The organism is Corynebacterium sp. Z-1 (assembly GCF_031844665.1).
Taxonomy (GTDB): domain Bacteria; phylum Actinomycetota; class Actinomycetes; order Mycobacteriales; family Mycobacteriaceae; genus Corynebacterium; species Corynebacterium sanguinis.
This window is the reverse complement of record NZ_CP134621.1, coordinates 1,397,212-1,416,432: the sequence shown is the minus strand read 5'-3', so window position 1 is coordinate 1,416,432 and position 19,221 is coordinate 1,397,212. Positions and strand designations below refer to the sequence as shown.

Below are 19,221 nucleotides of genomic sequence, written 5' to 3'. Positions count from 1 at the left end.
GAGAGGCGAGAACCTGCCGTGAGCAGCGACAGTACTTTCGGGCAAAATGACTGGCTGGTCGACGAAATGTACCAGCAGTATCGGGAGAACCCCAGCTCCGTGGACCCGGAATGGCGAGAACTCTTCGAGCGTAACGGGGCACCGCAGACCGCAGGCGGTGCCAAAAACGTCTCCCCCGCGCCGAGTCCCGCGAAGGCCGGCGACGCGAAAGAGTCTCGCGAAAAGACGGACCCGAAGGTGGCCAGAACCACCGGCGCACCGAGCCAGGACGGCCGCCAAACCAAGGTGGATCAGGCCGCTGCCGAAGCTGCCTCGAAGCGCTCCAAGGTTCTTCCGAAGCCGAAGCAGTCCCCGCTGCAGAAGATCGCGGACGTTAGCGTCGAGCCGGGCGAGCGCCAGCTCAAGGGCATTTACAAGGCCATTGCCAAGAACATGGACGAGTCCTTGTCGCTGCCGACGGCAACGTCCGTGAGGGACATGCCGGTCAAGCTCATGTTTGAAAACCGCGCGCTGGTCAACGACCACCTCAAGCGCACCCGCGGCGGCAAGATCTCCTTTACCCACATCATCGGCTACGCCATTGTGAAGGCCGCCCAGCTCCACCCGGGCATGAACGTCAACTACAAGGTCAAAGACAACAAGCCCTTCGTGGTCCAGCCGGAGCACATCAACTTGGGCCTGGCTATCGACCTGCCGCAAAAGGACGGCAGCCGCGCGCTCGTCGTCGCCGCCATCAAGGAGTGCGAGAAGCTCAGCTTCGATAAGTTCGTCGACGGTTACGAAGACATCGTCAACCGCGCTCGAGACAACAAGCTCACCATGGACGACTTCTCGGGTGTGACCATCCAGCTGACCAACCCGGGCGGCATCGGCACCCGCCACTCCATTCCCCGCCTGACCACGGGTATCGGCACCATCGTCGGTGTCGGCGCGATGGACTACCCGGCAGAGTTCGCCGGCGCTTCCGAGGACCGCCTCGCCGAGCTCGGCGTGGGCAAGCTCGTGACGCTGACCTCCACCTACGACCATCGGGTGGTTCAGGGCGCGGAGTCGGGCGAATTCCTGCGCACGATTTCGCAGCTGCTTATCGACGACGCTTTCTGGGACGACATCTTCCACGCGATGGGTATCCCCTACTCGCCGCTGCGCTGGGCCCAGGACCTGCCCAACTCGGGCGTCAACAAGGACACCCGCGTCATGCAGCTCATCGAGGCGTACCGCTCCCGCGGCCACCTCATCGCGGACACCAACCCGCTGCGCTGGGAGCAGCCCGGCCTGCCCAAGCCGGACTCCCGCGACCTGGAGATGGAAACCCACGGCCTGACCCTGTGGGACCTAGACCGCACCTTCCACGTCGGCGGCTTCGGCGGCAAGGAGACGATGACGCTGCGTGAGGTGCTTTCGCGCCTGCGCGCCGCCTACACCCTGCACGTGGGCGCCGAGTACACCCACATCCTCGACCGCGACGAGCGCGAATGGCTGCGTGACCGCATCGAGGCGGGCATGCCCAAGCCGACCAGCGCGGAGCAGAAGTACATTCTGCAGAAGCTCAACGCCGCCGAGGCCTTCGAGAACTTCCTGCAGACCAAGTACCTGGGCCAGAAGCGCTTCTCGCTCGAGGGTGCGGAGACGCTGATCCCGCTGATGGACGCCGTGATCGACACCGCCGCGGGCCAGGGCCTCGAAGAGGTTGTCATCGGCATGCCGCACCGCGGCCGCCTCAACGTGCTGTTCAACATCGTCGGCAAGCCGGTCTCGACGATCTTCAACGAGTTTGAGGGCAACATGCAGTCGGCGCAACAGGGCGGCTCGGGCGATGTGAAGTACCACCTCGGGTTCGAGGGCGAGCACATCCAGATGTTCGGCGACGGCGAGATCAAGGTCTCCCTGGCCGCCAACCCTTCCCACCTCGAGGCCGTCGACCCGGTCATGGTGGGTATCGCGCGCGCGAAGGACGACCTTCTGCGCCACAGCCACGGCCGCACCGATCACCCGATCGTGCCGCTGATGCTGCACGGCGACGCATCCTTCGCCGGCCTGGGTGTGGTGCAGGAGACGCTGAACCTGTCCAACCTGCCCGGCTACTCCGTCGGCGGCACCGTCCACATCGTGGTCAACAACCAGATCGGGTTTACCACCACTCCTGATTCGGGCCGCTCCACCTACTACGCCACCGACCTGGCCAAGGGCTTCGACTGCCCGGTTTTCCACGTCAACGGCGATGACCCCGAGGCTGCCGCCTGGGTCGCCCAGCTGGCCACGGAGTACCGCCGCGAGTTTGGCAAGGATGTCTTCATCGACCTGATCTGCTACCGCCTGCGCGGCCACAACGAGGCCGACGACCCGACGGTGACCCAGCCGCGGATGTACGACGCGATCCAGTCCCACCCGTCGGTGCGCACCCGCTACACCAACGATCTCATCGGCCGCGGCGACATCACCGCCGACGAGGCCGAGATCGCCGCCCAGGACTTCCACGACCAGCTTGACTCGGTCTTCTCCGATGTCAAGGCGAACGAGGGCAAGCCGAGCGAGCAGACCGGCATCACGGAGGCGCAGAGCCTGACCCGCGGGCTGGACACCAACATCACCGAGGAGACTTTCGCGCGGCTCGCCGAGGCTTACGCCAACCTGCCGGAGGACTTCACGCCGAACAAGCGGCTGAACTCCGTTTTGAAGAAGCGCGGCGCCTCGCTCACCGAGGGCGACATCGACTGGGGCTGGGGCGAACTTCTCGCCTTCGGCTCGCTCGCCGAGGAGGGCAAGTTCGTCCGCCTCGCCGGCGAGGATTCCCAGCGCGGCACGTTTACCCAGCGCCACGCGGTGCTCTACGACCCGGAGACGGGCGAGAGCTTCAACCCGCTCGACCACAGCGCGATGGAGTCCGACAACGGCGGCCGTTTCGGCGTCTACAACTCGGCGCTCACCGAGTTCGCCGGCCTTGGCTTCGAGTACGGCTACACGGTGGGCAATTCTGACGCCGTGGTGGCGTGGGAGGCGCAGTTCGGCGACTTCGCTAACGGTGGTCAGACCATCATCGACGAGTACATCTCCTCAGGTGAGACCAAGTGGGGTCAGCTCTCGAGCCTGATTTCGCTTCTGCCCCACGGCTACGAGGGCCAGGGCCCGGACCACTCCTCCGCGCGCATCGAGCGTTTCCTGCAGCTCGTCGCCGAGGGCTCGATGACCATTGCCCAGCCGTCCACCCCGGCCAATCACTTCCACCTGTTGCGCCGCCAGGCACTCGGCAACATGAAGCGCCCGCTGATTGTGTTCACACCGAAGTCCATGCTGCGCAACAAGGCGGCCGTGTCTCAGCCGGCCGACTTCATCGAGGTCAACCGCTTCCAGTCCGTCATCGACGACCCCTTCTTCGTTGCCCGCGGCAATAAGAAGGTCGAGGGCGCCGACCACTCCAAGGTGAAGACCATCTTGCTGTGCTCCGGAAAAATCTACTGGGAGCTTGACAAGCGCCGCCAGAAGGACAAGCGCGACGACGTGGCGATCATCCGCATCGAGATGCTGCACCCGATCCCGTTCAACCGCCTTTCCGATGCGTTTGCCAACTACCCGAACGCTCAGCAGATCCGTTTCGTCCAGGATGAGCCGGCCAACCAGGGACCGTGGCCGTTCTACAACGAGCACCTGCGCAACTTCGTGGCCGACATGCCGGAAATGGTCCGCGTCTCGCGCCGCTCCCAGTCCACCACCGCCACCGGCGTTGCCAAGGTGCACCAGCAGGAAGAAAAGCAGCTCATCGACGAAGCCTTCGCCGACTAAGCCCGACTACTTCCCGCGCGCAACTTCGGCCGCGCCCCCTCGCCTCCGACAAGGAGTAAAAGGGGGCGCGGCCGAAGTTTCTTCGGGTTTTACATCGGTGGCTGCTCGATGACGTTGTCGGACTCGCCTGTGTCACCCTCGTCTTCGGATTGGGTGTCCACGGTGATTTTCGTACGCTGGAGCATCCACTCGGCCACGACATTGCGCACCGTTTCGCCCCTTTCGACCTCCTCGATCATCGCGTTGAGGTCTTCTGTGCTGAGCACGCGATTGACAAAGTTCAGGCGGTTGACCTGGCCTCGGTTGAGCTCTGTCTTGTTGAACACGGGGATCACATTCGTTGGCAGCGGCCCCTCCCCCGGCTTTTCGCCCTCCGGGGCACACGCTTGGGCCGGTGAGGGATCGACTGTCATCACGTCGCCCGGGAAGGATCCCACGGCGTACTCATAGATTGTCTCGGAGATAGTGTCGTCGTTGAAGTCGCCCGCGACGTCGTCGTGAGCGATATCCGCCGCCGCCTCCTCGGCAAGCTGGGGGTCGATCTGAGACAGCAACGTCCCGGTGCACGCGATGGCCATGTCCGCCTGACCGGACCGCACGAGGTCAACGGCGGGATCGGTCGCGGCCTCGTCGACCACTTCCACCGCAGCGGGGTGCCCGACGGATTCGAGCAACACCCGGTAGATCTCCCCCAAGATGGCCTGCTCGACCGAGTCCGGGGCGACGGCGATGACGAAGTCATCGCTGCGTTGACCCCCCGCAGACGGTGAGCACGCTGTCATAGCGAAAGCGGCGGCGGTGCCTAGAGCTACCGCCACCGCTGAAGTGGTGTACGTCCGTGCAGAGCGTGGCATGCGGGTTATCGTACCCGCCGCCGGCGTTTTACTGGGCCTCCCCCGTGGGTACGGTGCCGATCTTCATCTCGGCGATCAGATCGCGCGCCCGAGGTGCGGAGTTGGGATTACACAGAACGTCGTAACGCCCAGCGACAATCGTGGTCATGGACGAGAAGTCGCGCTTGCCGCCCGTGAACGCGTAACCGACGGCGGCGAAGATGACCCCGAAGATCGCGCCGATGAGGATCGACCACAGGAAGATGCTCCAGCCGGTGCCCGGCAGCGCGAAGATAGCGAAGATAAGGCCGATAAAGATACCTATCCATGCACCGGATAGGGCGCCGGCGCCGAGAACACGCGGCCACGTCAAGCGGCCGGTGACGTTTTCGACCTGCATGAGGTCTACGCCGACAATCGAGAGGTCCTCCACCTGGAATTCGCGGTCGGACAGGCCGTCGACCGCGTGCTGCGCCTGCTCGTAGGTTTCGAAGGAGCCGACCGGCCAACCGACGGGGCGCTGGCGGGCAGTAGCGGAATTCTGGTTCGAATAGGAATGCGAAGTTGTCATGGAACCCATTGTACGTAAGATTCCGGGGCGTGCTGGGAGGGCGTCGATAAGCCTGTGGGCTCGACTGCCTATACTTGCTAGCAAATGGCTACCTCACTTTCCCACGACCAAGTCCGCGAAGCGCTCTCGCGTGTGGATGACCCCGAGATCGGTAAGCCCATTACCGATCTCGACATGGTCGAATCCATCGCCATCGACGGCGCGGACGTCTCCGTCGGCATCTATTTGACCATCGCTGCCTGCCCCATGCGTGACACCATCGCCTCGAACACCCGCGCCGTGCTCGAGGAGCTCGACGGTGTGGGCAGTGTGGACGTTCACATGCACACGATGAGCGACGAGCAGCGCCGTGCCTTAAGCCTCAAGCTGCGCGGCGAGCAGACCACGCCGACGATCCCCTTCGCAGACCCGGAATCGCTCACCCGCGTCTTCGCCGTCGCCTCTGGCAAGGGCGGGGTGGGCAAATCCTCTGTCACGGTCAACCTCGCAACCTCCCTCGCCGCGCAGGGATTAACCGTGGGCATCCTCGACGCCGACATCTACGGCCACTCCGTGCCGCGGCTGATGGGCTCGACCGGCATCTCGCCCACGGTCGTCGACGAGATGATCATGCCCCCGATTGCCCACGACGTGCGCCACATCTCCGTGGGGCAGTTCGTCGAGGGCAACGCGCCAATCGTGTGGCGCGGGCCGATGCTCACCCGCGCGATCCAGCAGTTCTTAAGTGACGTCTACTGGGGCGACCTCGACGTGCTGTTCATGGACCTGCCGCCGGGCACCGGCGATGTCGCGATCACCGTGGCCCAGCTCGTGCCCAACGCGGAGCTTCTCATCGTGACCACCCCGCAGGCCGCCGCCGCGGAGGTCGCCGAGCGCGCCGGCACGATCTCCCAGCAGACGGGCCAGAAGATCGCGGGCGTGGTGGAAAACATGTCGGGCATGGTGCTTGACGACGGCACCGTGCTCAACGTCTTCGGCGAGGGCGGCGGCGAGCAGGTCGCCGAGCGCCTCAGCGCGCTGACGGACACCGACAACGTCGCGCTGCTCGGCTCCGTACCGCTCGACCCGCAGCTGCGACAGCACGGCGACGAGGGCACCCCCGTGGTCATCTCTAACCCGGATTCCCCCGCCGCGCGCGCGATCGCTGAGATTGCCGCCAAGCTCAAGACGCGCCGCACCTCGCTCGTGGGCAAGGGGCTGGGCGTCAACCCGCGCTAAACAACCGGGCTTTAAGTGATGTCAGCCCAGGAGAAGCTGCCGCCGCGCTTCTCCGGGTCGTCCACCCGGGTTGATCCGGCCGGCTTCGGGCGCGGGCCCGGGTTCGCCGGCTGGGCCGGGGTGGCGGGGGTATCTTCGAGCTGCTTGCGGGGGTCAAATTCGTCGAAGAAGCGCTCGTCGCCGTCGAAAAGCACCTTCGCCATCGCGCGGCGCGGGCCCATCGCGGCGTACTGGGTCACGGTGTTGAGCGGCTGACGGAACTCCTCGAACCCCTCGAGCTCGCCGTCGAGCTCCTTTTTCGCGTTGTTGATCGCCTTTTTCGCAGCGTAGATGGCTGCGCGCACGTCCTCGATCAGCCCGGGCAGCCGCTCAGGGCCGATGATGATTAATCCGATGACGAGAATGAAAAAGATCTCGCCCCATCCGATGCTGGAGAACACGGCTTACAGCTTACCCCCGCCGCCGCGTCCCCTCAGCGCACGGTAGGCGACCTCCACGAGCTCCGTCACCGGGCGCGGGCCGCGGGGCTGCTCGTATCGGCTATTCTCGGGCATTTCGGCCAGCTTCTGCACCAGCGATCGGGGTGCCCGCACGGAGTCGTCCGCGTTGCAGCAGCGCAGGTGCTCAGCCGCGGCGCGCTGGTGGTTGACCTCGGCACGGCACTCCTCGCACAGAACAACGTGCACCCGCGCTCGGTGGAGCGCGCTTTTCGAAAGCTCCTGGTCCGCGAAAGCGGCCACGGCCTCGGGGCTTAAGTGCTCCGTGGAGGAAAACCCCTTCCTCCTCCGCGGCGCAGGGCCGGGCAAGTTCATCGCCATGGGCTGCTCCTTCGCCTGTCGGTTCTTGTCTGTGGCGTGTATACCTATTCACGCCCCATTCAACGCATGTGCGCGCGATTTTGCCAGTGGGCGCGCCGCACGGATTTAGCCTAGCGGGCGCGGATCAAGTCCTTTGCGGACTCGTCGATTGCCGCCTGGGCCTCCAGGCTGCGCCGCAGATGCGAGCGCCCGCGGTGGATGCGCGAGCGCACGGTGCCCATCTTCACGCCGAGGGTGTCGGCGATTTCCTCGTACGTCATCCCGACGACGTCGCACAGCACGACCGCGACGCGGAAGTCGGGTCCGAGCTCATCGAGCGCGGTCTGCAGGGCCGGGTCGAGGTTGGACACCGAGTAGGCCTGCTCGGGCGTCATGTCGGTGCCGGGGACGCGCTCGTAGTCTTCCGGCAGGGCCTCCATGCGGATCTTCGCGCGGTGGCGCACCATGTCCAGAAAAAGGTTCGTGGTAATCCGGTGCAGCCAGCCCTCAAACGTGCCCGGCTGGTAGCTCTCGAGGCTGCGGAAGACGCGCATGAACGTCTCCTGCGTTAAGTCCTCCGCGTCGTGCTGGTTACCGGAGAGGCGAAACGCGAGACGGTAGACGCTGTTCGCGTGCTCGGCCACCAGCTCCGCCCACGACGGCATCTCTCCCGCACCCGCGTCGAAGGCGGCGGTGCCGGTGAGCGTGTCGGGAGCGTCGTGCAGCGTATCCATGGATATATGTTCGCACGCGTTGATCTCGAAAGCCAGAAAAGAGCCTTCGAAATACCTGAAAGTAGGTAACAATTGGCTAACGACTCACCCCGACCGCGCAGTTGCCTAGGATTGTGACCGTGACTGACACAGCGTTTACGACCATGAACACCTACATCGCCTCCCGCCCCGTCGCGGGCGCAGCCGATGCCGTCGAGCAGTTCGCGCAGGGTTTCGACGCCGCGCGCACCGAGGCCGAGGAGAACAACCTCGCACTTCCCTCGCCCGCCGTCGGCTCGCTGTTGTCCACGCTGGCCGCCGCGACCACCTCGGCCCACGGCGCGGTGGCGGTGACCCCCGCGGCGGGCGTGGTGGGGCTCTACATTCTGCGCGGCCTGCCGCAAAAGGCCACGGTGACCTGCATTGACCCGGAGGCCACGCACCAGGCCAGCGCCAAGGAGGCCTTCCGCCTCGGCGGGTTCGCCGCCTCGCGCGGGCGGTTCCTCACCGCGCGCCCGCTCGACGTCATGAGCCGGCTTGCCCCCGCTTCCTACCAGCTGGTGTACGCGGACGTCGAGCCGACCGAACTCAGCACGGTCATCAAATCCGCGTGGCCGCTGCTCGCCCCCGGCGGCACCCTCGTTCTCGCTGGCTCGCTTCTCGACGGCACCCTCACCGACGCCACTCGCCGCGACCGCGCGACGGAGGCCGCCCGCGCCGCCGAGGACGACGTGGACGGGCTCGCGGCGTCGGAGGGGGCCGTCGTCACGCGGCTGCCGCTCGATAGCGGCCTGACGCTCGTGACGAAGCGCTAAATCACTTCGTTCTTGCCGACGACAACCACTCCGCTGTCGGAAACGGTGAAGCGGCCGCGGTCGCGCTCGAGGTCCACGCCGATGATCTCGCCGTCGGAGACGTAGACGTTCTTGTCCAAGATGGCGCGGCGCACCACCGCGCCCTTGCCCACGCGCACGCCCGGCAGCAGCACCGAGCCCTCCACCGTGGCGCCCTCCTCGACGAGCACGTCGGTGGAGACGACCGAGTTGCGCACCATCGCGCCCGAGATGATCGACCCGGATGCGACAATCGACTCCTGCGAGATCCCGCCGAGGACGAACTTGGCCGGCGGCAGGTTGCCTTCCTCCGTGGAGTGGATCGGCCACGCCTTGTTGTAGAGGTTGAAGATCGGGTGCGAGGAGATTAGGTCCATGTGCGCCTCGTAGAACGAGTCGATGGTGCCGACGTCGCGCCAGTAGCCCTTGTCGCGATCGGTTGCACCCGGCACCTCATTGCCGGAGAAGTCGTAGACGTTGGCCTGGCCCTTGTTGACGAAGTGAGGGATGATGTCGCCGCCCATGTCATGGTCCGAGTCATCGTTCTGCTCGTCCTCAAGCAGGGCCTTGATCAGCGGCTCGGTGGAAAACACGTAGTTGCCCATCGAGGCGAACGTCACGTCCGGGTCGTCCGGGGTGCCCGGCGGGTCGGCCGGTTTCTCCAGGAACTCCGTAATCGTGCCGTCCTCGTCGGCGTGGATGCAGCCAAACGCGGTGGCCTCGTGGCGCGGCACGCGGATGCCGGCGACGGTCGCGTCCTTACCGGAGGCGATGTGGTTTTCCACCATCTGCGAGGGGTCCATGCGGTAGACGTGGTCCGCGCCAAAGACCAGCACGTAGTCCGGCTTGTCGTCATAAATCAGGTTCAGCGACTGCACGATCGCGTCCGCGGAGCCGGAGAACCAGCGCTTACCGCGGCGCTGCTGCGCGGGCACCGAGGCGATGTACTGCGGGGTCGGCCCGGAGACGTTCCACGCGGTCGCAACGTGCCGGTCCAGAGAGTGCGACTTGTACTGCGTAAGCACCGCGATGCGCATGTAACCGGCGTTGACCAAGTTCGACAACACGAAATCGATCAGGCGGTAGTTCCCGGCAAAGGGGACCGCAGGTTTTGCGCGGTCGGCGGTCAGGGGAAACAGGCGCTTCCCCTCGCCTCCCGCAAGAACGATGGCAAGAACTCTCGGTTGTGTCTTCACAGTTCCTTAGCCTATTAAAACCCCAGCCATCCTGCAGCCGATACGACGCTGGTTCGTTAGAGGTTTCTGCAGGCGGGAATTTTCGTCACTAAGCTCGGCGGGCATGAGAGTGGGAATGATGACTCGGGAGTACCCGCCGGAGGTATACGGCGGTGCCGGCGTCCACGTCACTGAACTAACGCGGTTCATGCGCGAGATCGACGGCGTGGAGGTTGACGTGCACTGCATGGGTGAGCCGCGCGTCGGCGAGAACGTCCACGTCCACGGCGTCGACCCGCAGCTGGCCGACGCCAACGGTGCGATCAAGACGCTGTCGACCGGGCTGCGCATCGCCGATGCCGCCTCGAACCTGCAGGTCGCGCACTCGCACACCTGGTACGCGGGCATGGGCGGCCACCTCACCGGCCTGCTCTACGACATCCCCCACGTGGCCACGGCGCACTCGCTGGAGCCGGATCGGCCGTGGAAGCGAGAGCAGCTCGGCGGCGGCTACGACGTCTCCTCTTGGTCGGAGAAGAACGCCTTCGAGTACGCCGACGCCGTCATCGCCGTGTCCTCCGGGATGAAGAAATCCATCCTCAACGCCTATCCGCGTATCGACGACTCCAAGGTGCACGTCGTCCTCAACGGAATTGATACCGCCACCTGGTACCCCGGCGACGCCACCATTGCCGAGGAGCTCGGGGTGGATACCTCCCGCCCCGTCGTCGCGTTCGTCGGCCGCATCACGCGCCAGAAGGGCGTGCCTCACCTGCTCAAGGCCGCCGCCCACTTTGACGAGGACATCCAGCTGATCCTGTGCGCGGGCGCGCCGGATACCCCGGAGATCGCCGCGGAGACCAAGGCGCTGGTCGAGGAGCTGCAGCAGCAGCGCGATGGCATCATTTGGGTCCAGGACATGCTCCCGGCGGAGAAGATCCGCGAGGTCTACGCCACGGCTGACGTGTTCGTCTGCCCGTCGATCTACGAGCCGCTCGGCATCGTCAACCTCGAGGCCATGGCGTGCAACACCGCGGTGGTGGCCTCGTGCGTCGGCGGCATCCCCGAGGTTGTCGTGGACGGTGAGACCGGCACGCTTGTGGACTACGACGCGGACGAGCCGGAGGCCTTCGAGCGCGGCATCGCCGAGGCCGTCAACGTGATTGCCGCCGATCCGGACACCGCGCAGCGCATGGGTGCCGCTGGCCTAGAGCGCGTGCGCGCCGATTTCACCTGGGACACCATCGCCCGCCAGACCGTCAACATCTACTACAGCTTGATCTAAAGGGACTTCAATGAGCGTTTACCGACCTGAACTGCACGTCACCGTCGAGCGCGGCATCTTGGACGCCGCCGCCGGTATCCTGCGCGACGGCAAGGACATCTGGCACATGTTCTTCCAGTACCGGACGGACCCGGACGCGCCAAGCCGCTGGGGCCACAGCGTCTCGGAGGGCTCCGCCTTCGACTGGGTGGAGTGCAACGACGCGGTCGCGCCGTTCGGCGGGGAGACCGGCGTGCGCGCAGGCTCCGTCGTCGCGCACAGCGAGGGCGCCGATTTCTACTTCACCTCCGTCACCGAGGCCGGCATGTCGGTCCAGATTTCGCGTGCCGACGACCTCGATGCGCTCTGCGACGACGTCGACGAGGACTACCAGGTTGACCCGGGCATTCGCCGGCTTGGCGACGTCCTGTCCGACGAGGGCGGCTACACTCGCTTCCGCTCCCCCTGCGTGGTGCCGAACTGGGAGGAAGCGGACGACCGCGACAAGGGTCAGTCCGGGTGGCTGATGCTGGCGTCGACGGGCGAGCCCGAGGCCCCCGTACCCGTCGTGCTCAGCTCCGAGGACCGCACTTCCTGGGGGGTGATCGGCCCGCTCGAGTTCGACGGCGACCCCGGGTTCGACCCGGACGCCGAGCACTTGGTCGCCCCGCGCATCATCCGGCTGCGCGACGAGGTCGACGCGCAGATCTACGACGTGCTGATGTTCACCCTCGAGCGCCGCGGCAAGGACACCACCGGCTACATCGTGGGCACCCTACAGGGCGCGGTGTTCACCGTGGCCAAGGAGGCCCGCCACATCGACTTTGGCCACGATTTCACCCGTCCGCGCAGCACGAACTACACCCCGGGCAGCGTCGCCGAAGACGAGCGGCTCAGCCACGCCTACATCTTCGGGGTGATGACGGACACCGGCCGCGGCGGCGACGCGACCGCCGAGCCGAACTGGGAGACCGAGGGCTGGGCCACCACCCTGAGCATCCCGCGCCGGTTGACCCTGCAGGGCGGGGCGCTGTACCAGACCCCGCCGCGCGGGCTTCCCGACGCCGTGGCCGAGACGGAGCGCGCCCGGATGTGGACGGGCCTGTGCGAGATCCCGGTCGGCGAGACCGGCTCGGTCACAGCCGAGATCATTGACGGCGAAGGAAACGTCGCGGCCGTGATCACCCACTCTGGCGACGAGATCAGCCTCGACCGCCTCGACGGTGCGGCGGCATCCGCGCCGCTTGGCGACGACGACGAGGACAACATCACGATCCTGGTCGACAGCTCCACCATCGAGGTGTTCGCCGGCGGCGGCGCAGTGGCAATGTCCTCGCGCTTTTGGCCGAACGGCGGCACCGCAGACATCCGCATCACCACCGACGGTGCGGCGCTGGTGCTCAACGAGTGGTACCGCAGCGCGTCTCGCTAAGGCGCTTTAAGCCTTGCGCATCCGCACGATGATGCCGCGCGCCGTCACGTTGAGGTGATGCGGCAAGGTGCGTAGGCGCTCGGCGAGCGTCGCGGGCTCAATGTGGCGCGCCGAGGGGCTCATGCCCACCTGCGCGGCGATCGAGTCGCGGTCGAGGCGCATGGGGTAGTCCAGCACCTCCGGCTCACCGATGAGCTCGAGGTGGCCCTCCGCCTGCTCGATGAGGCGCTCCAGCTTGCCTTCCTCCACGCCGAGGATGCCCAGCGGGGCGCGCAGCTCGTCGAGGTGGCCGCTGCCCGGGATCATCACGATGACCTCGCCCTCCGGGGCGAGCACGCGGGCGAACTCCGCTGGGTTGCGGGGCGCGAAGATGACGGTGATGGCGTTGATGGAGGCGTCGAGAAGCGGCAGCCCTTCCCAGACATCCGCAACGACCGCACCGACCCGCGGGTGGGCCTTGGCCAGGCGCTTCGCCGCGGGCACAGAAATGTCGAGGCCGACGCCACGCACGCCGGCGATGCTGTCGAGGGTGTGCGCGAGGTAGTAGCCGGTGCCCGCGCCGACCTCGAGCACGACCGGCTCCGCGGCCTGGGTGGCCTCAAGGGCGTGGGAGACGCGTTCGGTGACGGCCTCGACGAAGGGGGCGAAGTGGCCCTGGGAGAGGAACACCTCGCGGGATATCACCATCTCCAGGCTGTCGCCCTCGTGGTTGAGCCCGGCGCCGGGGCTCAGCGTGACATAGCCCTGCTTGGCCACATCGTAAGAATGACCCGACTCGGAAACGAGCCGGGTGAAATCTTCGGCGCCGGCAAGGCGGGTGCCGTCGATGGGGTCTGCGAGAACGTCGACAATGTCAGAGAGCATGGGCAGATCTTACCCCCGCCCGCGACGAAGCACGGCAGTGGAGCTTACTCCCCCGCCGCCTGGAGCAACAGGGCGCCAAGCTCGGACGCTTCCTCGGCGTTCAACTCCACCACGAGGCGACCACCGCCGTCAGACGGGATGCGCATGACAATCTTGCGGCTTTCCACCACTGCTTCCATGGGACCGTTGCCGGTGCGGGGTTTCATTGCTGCCATTGGGTTTTACTCCTTCTCACGCAGGCGTTTCACCCGATCCTACGCCGTTCTTGGCGGTGGCAGCGCGAATTTCGCTGTCGGGTGTCAGTCGGCGCAGGTCAGCGAGCTGGGTCAGAAGGGCATCAACCTGGTCCATTTTGTAGCCGCGGTGCACGACCTCGAGCTGCACCGCGTTCATGTCGCCCTGCTCGACCGCGCGGCGGTTGTGCTCGATCACGTCGGTGGTCTCCGCCAGAGGCGGCAGCGCCTCGCCCCGGCCGAAGAGATACACGCTGGCCATCACGCCAATCAGGCAAACGATGGCGACGATGAGCATGAGCAGGATCCAGGACAGCATGGGTCACATCCTAACGCTCGCCCACGGTGATCGTTGCCCCACTCCCGCAGACGCGACCCCGGCGCGCTGAAGGATGGTCGCGGCCACCACGTCCGCCATCGGGCCGAGCTCGGTCAAGGGGCGGTTGCGGTGCTGGCGCGCGCCGAGCTCCACCTGGCTGATCGCTTCGCGGCCGTGCGTCGCGGCGACGTCGAGAAGCAAGCCCGCTTCCACCCCGTAGCCGTCGACGAACGGCAGCTCGAGCGCGGTGTCGCGGCGGATCGCGTACTCGCCTGCCAGGGGCTGGGTGATATCGGCGAGCTCGGGGAACAGCGCGCGCAGCAGAGGCTTAGCGGTGAGCTCGGTAACCCGCCCGCCACCGCCAGCCGCGGCGCCGAGGTCGCGCCTGTACGACGCTTTAACCAAGTGGATCCCCGCATCAACGAAAGGAGCGGCGAGCGTGTCTACCCATCTAGCTTCCACCGAGGTGACGTCGGCATCGATGAACACCACCACGTCCCCGGAGGCTGCCTTCACCCCGCGCCACAGCGCCTCGCCCTTGCCCGGGCGCGGTGGGAGCTGCGGGTACACATCGGCCCAGTTGATTACCCGCGCCCCGGCCTCGCGGGCCCGGTTGGCGGTGGCGTCGGTGGAGTCGGAGTCGACGACGACGACTTCGTGCGCCTGCGAGGCCAGGCACGCGGCGACGACGTGCGCCACGGTGTCTTGCTCGTTGAGCGCTGGGATGACGACGCTGACCCTCACGCTAGGCCCCGCACCGTGTTCAGCGGCGGGGCATCGCCGCCGATCGCCGCGGTCATGCGGATCACGTCGACGGTGTCGCGCACCTCGTGGACGCGGAAGGCGGCCACTCCCCGCGCCGCGGCCCAGGCGGTAGCCGCGAGCGTGCCCGCGACGCGCCCGCCGACTGGGCGGTCGACGGTCTCTCCGACGAAGTCCTTGTTGGACAGCGCCATGAGCACCGGCCACCCCGTGGCCACGAGCTCATCGACGCGGCGCAGGATCTCGAGCCCGTGGAACGTGTTCTTGCCGAAGTCGTGCGCCGGGTCGATAAAGACCTTGTCTTCGGGCACCCCGAGCGATGCCGCGCGCTCGGCCAGGCCGACTGTTTGCGTGACGACGTCATGGACAACGTCGTCGTAATGCACGCGGTGCGGCCTCGTGCGCGGCGTTGCCCCGCCCGTGTGCGAGCAGACGTAGCCGATCCGCAGCGCCCCGGCGGCCTCGACGAGCTCGGGGTCCCAACCCGCCCACGTGTCGTTGATCAGGTCCGCGCCGGCCTCGGCCGCGGCCTCGGCGACGGGGGCGCGCCACGTGTCCACCGAAATGCCCACGTCGCGGTGGCGCTCGCGCACCGCCGCGATGAGCGGCACGACCCGGTCGATCTCTTCTGCCACGGAGACCTGCTCACCCGGTCCCGCCTTGACCCCGCCGACGTCGACGATGGAGGCTCCGTCGGCGATGACGGCGTCGGCACGCTCAAGCGCCTTCTCCAGGTGGAAGGTTGCGCCCTTGTCGTAGAAGGAATCCGGGGTGCGGTTGATGATCGCCATCACCCGCGCGAGCTCGGCGGCCACGTTCTACTCGGTGTCTTTCAGGCGCTGGTCCGTCATCACCTTGTGCGCCTCGACGATGTAGGCCACGGCCTCGTCGACTGAGTCGGTGACCAGGAACAGCTGGTCGTCACCCTCGGAGATGAGGCCGCGGGCAAGCTGCTGGCCGCGAATCCAGTCGACCAGGCCGCTCCAGAAGTCGACGCCCATGAGCACGATCGGAAAGTTGGTCACCTTGCCGGTTTGCACCATGCACAGCACCTCGAAGACCTCGTCGAGGGTGCCGTAGCCGCCCGGCAGGGTGATAAACGCCTGGGAGTACTTCAAAAACATGGTCTTGCGTGCGAAGAAGTACCGGAAGTTCAAGCCCAGATCGACCCAGTCGTTGAGGCCCTGCTCGAACGGCAGCTCGATGCCCAGACCGACGGAGAGGCCGCCCGCCTCGTGCGCGCCGCGGTTCGGACCCTCCATCAGCCCCGGCCCGCCGCCGGTGATCACGGCGTAGCCCGCATCCACCAGCGCCTTGCCCACTTCGCGGGCCTGCTCATACTCGGCGGTGCCCTCGCCGAGGCGGGCGGAGCCGAACACGGTCACGGCCTTCGGCAGCTCGGACAGGGCGTCGAAACCGGCGACGAACTCCGACTGGATGCGCATCACGCGCCACGGGTCGGCGTGCTTCCAGTCGTGGTCGCTGCTGCCCTGGGACTCCAGCAGGCGCTGGTCGTGGGTGGACTGCTGCTGCTCGTCGCTGCGCAGCATGATCGGCCCGCGCAGTTTACGGTTGCGCTCGGGCTTCGGGGTGATGTGGGGCGCCACGTTTCCCTCTCGTTGGTCGGTGAAGAAAGTATGTGAAAAGTTTGCCGCTTAGTGGGCGGGCCGGGCCGCGAGGTAGGCCTCGAGCGTGCGGGCGACGGTGTAAATCTGCTCGGTCGGGCACTGCTCGTCCACCTTGTGAGCGAAACCGGGGTCGCCCGGCCCGAAGTTTACGGCCGGAGTTCCAAGGGTAGAGAACCGCGCCACATCCGTCCATCCGAACTTCGCCCGCACGTTTCCGCCCACGGCCTTGATCAGGTCGCGCGCCACCGGGTCGTCAAGCCCCGGCAGCGCCGCCGGGGCGATGTCGTCCCACACCAGCTCCAGGCCTTCTTCCAACTGCAGCGCCTCGACGAGGTGCGCCTTGGCGTCATCGACACTGCGGTCTGGCGCGTAGCGGAAGTTGATGGTCAGCTGGGCGAAATCCGGGATCGTGTTCGTCGCCACGAACCCCTCGAGCCCCACGACGTTGAGCCCCTCGCGGTACTCGCAGCCCGCGATGGTGACGCTGCGCGGCTCGTAACCCGCCACGCGCGTGAGCACGCCCGCGAGCTTGTGCGCGGCGTTGTCGCCCAGCCAGCTTCGCGCCGAGTGGGCACGCGTGCCGTGGGCACGCACGAACACGCGGATCGTGCCCTGGCAGCCGGCCTCGATGATCGCGCCGGAGGGCTCGCCGAGCAGCGCCAAGTCGCCGGCGAGCAGCTCGGGGCGGTCGCGCTCCAGGTGGTACAGGCCGTTGTGTTCGCTGGAGACCTCCTCTCCCTCGTAGGCGATCAGTGTCAGATCGAAAGCGCTGGCGTGGGGCGTCGATAAGCGGGCGAAAGCTCCCAGGTAGCAGGCCAGGCCCGACTTCATGTCCACCGACCCGCAACCGTGCAGCACCCCGTCCTCCAGGCGGTGCGGGGTATTGCCTGCCAGGGGGACGGTATCGACGTGGCCGGCGAGCACGACGCGCTGCGGCAAGCCGTGGTGGGTCCTCGCGACGACCGTGTTCCCCCGGCGGATCACCTCGACCCCCTCGAGCTCGCGCAGGGCGGCCTCGATCGCGTCCGCGATGTCGCGCTCGTGGTGCGAGGGCGACTCGATGTCGATCAAAGCCGCGGTCAGATCAACGGGATCAGCGAAGAGATTCAGTAAAGCCACACGGCAATCCTACGTTTATGATGTGACACATGCCGCTGGGAGCCGAAGCGACGGGAATCGCCAACATCGCCATGGACGGGACAACCCTGGACACGTGGTACCCCTCCCCTCGACTCATCACAGACGCTTCGCTTATCGACGCCCTCACCACCGGCACCACTCGAGTCGGGGCGCGAGAACTGTCCGACCGATTCCTCTCCATCGTCGGCATGGACCGCGACCGGCTCGTTGAGCTGGTGCCGGTGCGCACCGTCATCGCGAACCTATCCGAGCCACCCGTCGACGCCCACGACGTCTACCTGCGCCTGCACCTGCTCTCCCACCGGCTGGTCAAGCCCCTGGAGTTGAACATGACCGACTGCCTGGAGCACCTCGTGCCGGTGGTGTGGACAAACAAGGGTCCGTGCTTGAGCGACAACTTCGAGCACGTGCGCACCTCCCTACGCTCGCGCGGGCAGATCCACGTCTACGGCATCGAGCGCCTGCCGAGGATGGTCGACTACGTCGTGCCGTCCGGAGTGTCCATCGCAGAGGCCGAGCGCGTCCGCCTCGGCGCCTACCTCGCGCCGGGCACCTCCGTGATGCGCGAAGGCTACGTGTCCTACAACTCGGGGTCGCTGGGGCGCGCCCGGATTGAGGGCCGGCTGTCCTCCGCGGTCGTCGTGGGGGAAGGCACCAATGTCGGGCTGTCCTCGGCGCTGATCGCGACGTCGGCGCAGCGTCACAACCGCACCCCGCTGCGCGTCGGCCGCGACTGCGTGCTGCGACCCGCAGCCGGGGTGATCGGTGTCGATTTGGGCGATCGCTGCGAAATCGGCGTCAACGTCATGCTCGAGCCGACAACCACCATCGTGGATTCGCGCTCCGGGGCGATGATCTCCGCCGGGGCCATCGCGGGGCAAAGCGACATCAGCATTACCAACGAGCCGAACTCGGCGTGCCCCGTGCTCCGGCCGCGGTAGTGGGGTTTCGCGTTTTGTCGGTTGACCGTGACATTGCGGTAGGTGGGAAGTCACGATCAGGCGGTTGTCGGGGCGGCCGACCTGGGTTTTTAGGTTCTGCCGGTGGTTCACCGAGACATTTCGGTGGCCGGGATGTCACGGTCAACCCGATCCCGGCACTGCCAACCTGGGGTTTTACACCGCGCAGCCGGTTCACCGTGACATTTCACCGGGTTAGATGTCACAGTCAAGCCAACCCAACGAACCCCGACCTGGGGTTTTACACCGCGCAGCCGCTTCACCGTGACATTTCACCGGGTTAGATGTCACAGTCAACCCGACCCAACGATGCGCGACCTGGGGTTTTACACCGCGCAGCCGCCTCACCGTGACATTCCACCACCCAAGATGTCACAGTCAAGCCAACCCAACGAACCCCGACCTGCGGTTTTACACCGCGCAGCCGCCTCACCGTGACATTCCACCACCCAAGATGTCACAGTCAAGCCAACCCAACGAACCCCGACCTGCGGTTTTACACCGCACAGCCGCCTCACCGTGACATTCCACCACCCAAGATGTCACAGTCAAGCCAACCCAACTAACCCCGACCTGCGGTTTTACACCGCACAGCCGCCTCACCGTGACATTCCACCACCCAAGATGTCACAGTCAACCCAACCCAACGAACCCCGACCTGCGGTTTTACACCGCACAGCCGCCTCACCGTGACATTCCA

Annotated in this window: 19 protein-coding genes; 6 read left to right on the top strand and 13 right to left on the bottom strand. The window is 66.3% G+C overall.

The genetic code is table 11. The features are described from left to right. Positions 1-18: 18 nt before the first annotated feature. A complete protein-coding gene (locus RIU96_RS06980) occupies positions 19-3,780 on the top strand; it encodes a multifunctional oxoglutarate decarboxylase/oxoglutarate dehydrogenase thiamine pyrophosphate-binding subunit/dihydrolipoyllysine-residue succinyltransferase subunit (protein ID WP_311204804.1) in 3,762 nt (1,253 codons plus the stop codon). An 89-nt stretch (positions 3,781-3,869) separates the two neighbouring features. Here the strand turns inward: RIU96_RS06980 and RIU96_RS06975 are convergent, their stop codons facing one another. Together RIU96_RS06975 and RIU96_RS06970 are read right to left on the bottom strand one after the other, a co-directional pair. Then, complete coding sequence (locus tag RIU96_RS06975; protein WP_311204803.1) at positions 3,870-4,634, bottom strand: hypothetical protein; 765 nt, start codon at positions 4,632-4,634, stop codon at positions 3,870-3,872. Between the two features lie 28 nt (positions 4,635-4,662). After that, positions 4,663-5,184: a YflT domain-containing protein gene (locus RIU96_RS06970; RefSeq protein ID WP_311204802.1), complete on the bottom strand. Its 522-nt coding sequence runs from the start codon at positions 5,182-5,184 to the stop codon at positions 4,663-4,665. Positions 5,185-5,268: 84 nt separating this feature from the next. Between RIU96_RS06970 and RIU96_RS06965 the strand changes: the two genes are divergently transcribed. After that, on the top strand, positions 5,269-6,402 hold the full coding sequence (locus RIU96_RS06965) for an Mrp/NBP35 family ATP-binding protein (protein ID WP_311204801.1): 1,134 nt from the start codon (positions 5,269-5,271) through the stop codon (positions 6,400-6,402). 11 nt (positions 6,403-6,413) lie between these two features. Here RIU96_RS06965 and tatB read toward each other — a convergent pair whose 3' ends face one another. The 3 genes from tatB to sigE all read right to left on the bottom strand — a co-directional run bounded on the left by tatB (position 6,414) and on the right by sigE (position 7,933). Beyond that, the gene (gene tatB, locus RIU96_RS06960; protein WP_144318454.1) at positions 6,414-6,842 is read right to left on the bottom strand and encodes a Sec-independent protein translocase protein TatB; all 429 of its coding nucleotides are present in this window, start codon (positions 6,840-6,842) and stop codon (positions 6,414-6,416) included. Between the two features lie 3 nt (positions 6,843-6,845). Then, on the bottom strand, positions 6,846-7,220 hold the full coding sequence (locus RIU96_RS06955) for a hypothetical protein (RefSeq protein ID WP_281281333.1): 375 nt from the start codon (positions 7,218-7,220) through the stop codon (positions 6,846-6,848). 110 nt (positions 7,221-7,330) lie between these two features. Then, positions 7,331-7,933, bottom strand: coding sequence for an RNA polymerase sigma factor SigE (sigE, locus tag RIU96_RS06950; protein WP_136651842.1), 603 nt, complete (start codon positions 7,931-7,933; stop codon positions 7,331-7,333). Between the two features lie 119 nt (positions 7,934-8,052). On the opposite strand from sigE, the gene RIU96_RS06945 reads away from it, so the two are divergent. Continuing rightward, entirely contained in the window at positions 8,053-8,727 is a 675-nt protein-coding gene (locus RIU96_RS06945) for an O-methyltransferase (RefSeq protein ID WP_181729319.1), read from the top strand. On the opposite strand, the gene glgC is transcribed toward RIU96_RS06945, so the two are convergent. Continuing rightward, the gene (glgC, locus tag RIU96_RS06940; RefSeq protein WP_311204800.1) at positions 8,724-9,941 is read right to left on the bottom strand and encodes a glucose-1-phosphate adenylyltransferase; all 1,218 of its coding nucleotides are present in this window, start codon (positions 9,939-9,941) and stop codon (positions 8,724-8,726) included. The two genes, RIU96_RS06945 and glgC, sit on opposite strands and share 4 nt — an antisense overlap. 103 nt (positions 9,942-10,044) lie before the next feature. Between glgC and glgA the strand changes: the two genes are divergently transcribed. Both glgA and RIU96_RS06930 read left to right on the top strand, forming a co-directional pair. Then, positions 10,045-11,205: a glycogen synthase gene (gene glgA, locus RIU96_RS06935; RefSeq protein ID WP_311204799.1), complete on the top strand. Its 1,161-nt coding sequence runs from the start codon at positions 10,045-10,047 to the stop codon at positions 11,203-11,205. 10 nt (positions 11,206-11,215) lie between these two features. Then, positions 11,216-12,616: a GH32 C-terminal domain-containing protein gene (locus RIU96_RS06930; RefSeq protein WP_136651838.1), complete on the top strand. Its 1,401-nt coding sequence runs from the start codon at positions 11,216-11,218 to the stop codon at positions 12,614-12,616. Between the two features lie 6 nt (positions 12,617-12,622). Here RIU96_RS06930 and RIU96_RS06925 read toward each other — a convergent pair whose 3' ends face one another. From RIU96_RS06925 to dapE, 7 genes are read right to left on the bottom strand one after another with little or no spacing between them, the layout of a single operon-like run. After that, positions 12,623-13,480, bottom strand: coding sequence for a methyltransferase domain-containing protein (locus RIU96_RS06925; RefSeq protein ID WP_136651837.1), 858 nt, complete (start codon positions 13,478-13,480; stop codon positions 12,623-12,625). 44 nt (positions 13,481-13,524) lie between these two features. Then, entirely contained in the window at positions 13,525-13,695 is a 171-nt protein-coding gene (locus RIU96_RS06920) for a DUF3117 domain-containing protein (protein WP_136651836.1), read from the bottom strand. Positions 13,696-13,711: 16 nt separating this feature from the next. Then, positions 13,712-14,032 carry a cell division protein DivIVA gene (locus RIU96_RS06915; protein WP_136651835.1) on the bottom strand — a complete coding sequence of 107 codons (321 nt, stop codon included), beginning with the start codon at positions 14,030-14,032 and terminating at the stop codon, positions 13,712-13,714. A gap of 3 nt (positions 14,033-14,035) precedes the next feature. Then, complete coding sequence (locus tag RIU96_RS06910) at positions 14,036-14,776, bottom strand: glucosyl-3-phosphoglycerate synthase (RefSeq protein WP_144778862.1); 741 nt, start codon at positions 14,774-14,776, stop codon at positions 14,036-14,038. Then, positions 14,773-15,585 carry a dihydropteroate synthase gene (gene folP / locus RIU96_RS06905; protein ID WP_144318659.1) on the bottom strand — a complete coding sequence of 271 codons (813 nt, stop codon included), beginning with the start codon at positions 15,583-15,585 and terminating at the stop codon, positions 14,773-14,775. The genes RIU96_RS06910 and folP overlap by 4 nt, the downstream gene beginning before the upstream one ends. Before the next feature lie 27 nt (positions 15,586-15,612). Further along, positions 15,613-16,401, bottom strand: a complete 789-nt coding sequence (locus RIU96_RS06900) for an LOG family protein (RefSeq protein WP_186309877.1) — start codon at positions 16,399-16,401, stop codon at positions 15,613-15,615. Between the two features lie 48 nt (positions 16,402-16,449). Further along, positions 16,450-17,541, bottom strand: a complete 1,092-nt coding sequence (gene dapE / locus RIU96_RS06895; RefSeq protein WP_136651833.1) for a succinyl-diaminopimelate desuccinylase — start codon at positions 17,539-17,541, stop codon at positions 16,450-16,452. Positions 17,542-17,570: 29 nt separating this feature from the next. On the opposite strand from dapE, the gene RIU96_RS06890 reads away from it, so the two are divergent. Further along, the gene (locus RIU96_RS06890) at positions 17,571-18,503 is read left to right on the top strand and encodes a 2,3,4,5-tetrahydropyridine-2,6-dicarboxylate N-succinyltransferase (protein WP_170228677.1); all 933 of its coding nucleotides are present in this window, start codon (positions 17,571-17,573) and stop codon (positions 18,501-18,503) included. The last annotated feature ends 718 nt before the right edge of the window (positions 18,504-19,221 follow it).

Coding starts and splice junctions, on each gene's coding strand:
- RIU96_RS06975 (WP_311204803.1), bottom strand. CDS start 4,634: ATGCCACGCTCTGCACGGACGTACACCACTTCAGCGGTGGCGGTAGCT.
- RIU96_RS06965 (WP_311204801.1), top strand. CDS start 5,269: ATGGCTACCTCACTTTCCCACGACCAAGTCCGCGAAGCGCTCTCGCGT.
- RIU96_RS06920 (WP_136651836.1), bottom strand. CDS start 13,695: ATGGCAGCAATGAAACCCCGCACCGGCAACGGTCCCATGGAAGCAGTG.
- sigE (WP_136651842.1), bottom strand. CDS start 7,933: ATGGATACGCTGCACGACGCTCCCGACACGCTCACCGGCACCGCCGCC.
- folP (WP_144318659.1), bottom strand. CDS start 15,585: ATGGCGATCATCAACCGCACCCCGGATTCCTTCTACGACAAGGGCGCA.
- RIU96_RS06955 (WP_281281333.1), bottom strand. CDS start 7,220: ATGGCGATGAACTTGCCCGGCCCTGCGCCGCGGAGGAGGAAGGGGTTT.
- RIU96_RS06925 (WP_136651837.1), bottom strand. CDS start 13,480: ATGCTCTCTGACATTGTCGACGTTCTCGCAGACCCCATCGACGGCACC.
- RIU96_RS06890 (WP_170228677.1), top strand. CDS start 17,571: ATGCCGCTGGGAGCCGAAGCGACGGGAATCGCCAACATCGCCATGGAC.
- glgA (WP_311204799.1), top strand. CDS start 10,045: ATGAGAGTGGGAATGATGACTCGGGAGTACCCGCCGGAGGTATACGGC.
- RIU96_RS06915 (WP_136651835.1), bottom strand. CDS start 14,032: ATGCTGTCCTGGATCCTGCTCATGCTCATCGTCGCCATCGTTTGCCTG.
- RIU96_RS06970 (WP_311204802.1), bottom strand. CDS start 5,184: ATGACAACTTCGCATTCCTATTCGAACCAGAATTCCGCTACTGCCCGC.
- RIU96_RS06930 (WP_136651838.1), top strand. CDS start 11,216: ATGAGCGTTTACCGACCTGAACTGCACGTCACCGTCGAGCGCGGCATC.